This window comes from Synechococcus sp. B60.1, from assembly GCF_047462555.1.
Classification (GTDB): Bacteria; Cyanobacteriota; Cyanobacteriia; order Thermostichales; family Thermostichaceae; genus Thermostichus.
Genome location: NZ_JANSJN010000186.1, coordinates 1 through 2,044, shown reverse-complemented (window position 1 = coordinate 2,044; position 2,044 = coordinate 1). Strand labels below are relative to the sequence as shown.

The 2,044-nt window shown below is 59.1% G+C and carries 1 protein-coding gene and 2 pseudogenes; 2 read left to right on the top strand and 1 reads right to left on the bottom strand.

The window, feature by feature from the left end:
- Positions 1-210 (top strand): annotated as a pseudogene (locus tag NW863_RS12870) (sulfite reductase, ferredoxin dependent); the annotation flags it as partial.
- A 29-nt stretch (positions 211-239) separates the two neighbouring features.
- On the opposite strand, the gene NW863_RS12865 reads toward NW863_RS12870, so the two are convergent.
- A complete protein-coding gene (locus NW863_RS12865; protein WP_414366836.1) occupies positions 240-1,274 on the bottom strand; it encodes a 2Fe-2S iron-sulfur cluster-binding protein in 1,035 nt (344 codons plus the stop codon).
- Positions 1,275-1,474: 200 nt separating this feature from the next.
- Between NW863_RS12865 and NW863_RS12860 the strand changes: the two are divergent.
- A pseudogene (locus NW863_RS12860) lies at positions 1,475-1,894 on the top strand (RNA-guided endonuclease TnpB family protein); the annotation flags it as partial.
- Positions 1,895-2,044 lie beyond the last annotated feature (150 nt).

The following is a 2,044-nucleotide window of genomic DNA, read 5'->3' as shown; positions in this document are numbered from 1 at the left end:
GGCTACTACCAAATCTGGCTGGGGGCCAGCCCGCAAGGGGATCGCCTGGCCCAGCCGTTTCAGGATCGGGTGCACATCAGCCAGATCGTGCCGCTGATGAGAATTCTTCTGCAGGTCTACAAGCAGGAGCGCCACCCCCAAGAGCGCTTCGGCGACTATTGCCACCGGGTGGGGATCCCCTACCTGCAGGCCCAGGTGCAGCAGCTCTAGCAGGTCGGTGCTGGATTCTAGGGGATCCCTCAGAAGCGCGACCAGGCCCGCAGCCATTCCTGCAGCGCCTCTAGCCAGCCGGTGGGTTGGGGCGTCACGGCCTGCGGAGTTGGCTCTTCATCAACAGGCAACTTGACCTGACCAGGCAGCACCCTAAAGACCTGAATCGGCTTGGCCTCAGGGGAAGGCTTCAGAGCAAGGGGCTCCACCTGCAAGAACAAGTCCTGCGCTGCTCGATACACAGGTGCCGAGATCAACAGCCGCGAGTTCGGCCTCTCCTGGGGCTTTTTGGGGGGATCGAGGGGTTCAGCAAGGGATCCCAGCCAGGTGGCAAAACTCACTGCCTTGCCAAAGGCTGAAACTCGCCGCGGCTCTTGTGGGTCGATGTGGAGTAGGATCACTGGGCCATGGTGGATCCCGAGGGTAAGCCGGACCTCTGGGTAAGTGAGCTGTCGCAGAAACCTGTTCAGCTCCGCCACCGATTGCAAAAGCGCCAACCCCGCCTGCAGAGCCTGCCGTACTGCCCGTTCGGGTTGTCCCAAGCCAAACAGGGCCAGACTTCTCAGCCCGCTTTGGTTGGCCAACACTCCTTGGTATCGCTGTACCACCGACTCCATTTGGACGAAGTGGCGACCCAAAGTGTAAACAACATCGTAGGGAAAGTTCTCCTCGTCGAAATTGGCCGTCCCCCACAGCGAAGCGCAGAGAATGGCGGCGGTGGTCTGCTCGCCGATGGACTGAGCCTGCAGTTGATGCTGGGCCACCTCCACATCTGCCCTATCGAGCACCAGCCGCTGCAGCGTCACATCCCCGGTGATGCGGGTTTGACAGGCAAGGCGGATATGCACGGGGAGATCCAGCCGTTCGGCCAACTTCTTCTCAGCAGGGGTCATGCTACGGCAATTTTGGCTGCCCTCCAAAATCATGATCCGGCAGGTGGAGCAGGCGGCATTGCCGCCACAGGCATGGACATGGCGCACCCCGGCCTGCAGTAGGTTTTCCAAGATCGTGAGCAGGGGATTGGCCTCAAAGGTGAGGTTATCGGGGTAGCAAGTGATCCGCATAGTTGGGTGCCGGCAAACCGTTCTTGGACGCCTAAAGCCTGTACGTTCCTGACCTGGATTTGGATACCCCTTTTCAGCTAGAAACCGCAGGAGCCCCGCGCTCTGGCGTAGCCGTTCGCGAAGCGGGACGGAGTCCTCGCGTCCGGAGGAATGCAAGAAGCCAGACAACAATGTAGCATCTGATGAGATAGAATGGGAGCATGACCCAAGCCCTGACCATCTCCTGCAAGCTCAAGGTGTCTGTGTCGCAAGCCGCCAAGCTGGATGCGACGCTAGACGCTTTTGCACAAGCCTTGAACTGGGTGAATGAGAACACACCGGAGAAGATAGTCAACGCCGTTAAGCTCCAATCTCTCTGCTACCGCGAGATCCGTACCCGCTTCGGGCTATCCAGCAACCTGGCACAACAGGTGTGCAGGCGGGTTGCAGGCTCGCGCAAGGTTGCCCGGCAAAAGAATCGTCCGGTCAAAGCCTTCAAGGGCGGCTTTGTGACCTTTCGCGCTAGCGGGACGGAGTCCTTTGACGCTCGCACCTTTTCTTTTCGGCAAAAAGACTGGACGGTGTCGCTGACCAACGTCGAGGGGCGGGAACGCTTTGAGTTGGCAATTGGCAACTACCAACTGCAGGGCTACTAGAAGCCCGCTCCGTACCGCTTAGCGGTCGGAGCCGGGTAGTTTACGGGTGAATGTTGGCGCTGTTCTCGACAACAGGCCGCTGCTGTGCTTTCAAGGGAGCGAATGATAGAGTACCTGTCTCTTATACACAAAATA

What these genes read in the sequence shown, in the direction of transcription:
- NW863_RS12865 (WP_414366836.1), bottom strand. Translation starts at nt 1,274, where the DNA reads ATGCGGATCACTTGCTACCCCGATAACCTCACCTTTGAGGCCAATCCC.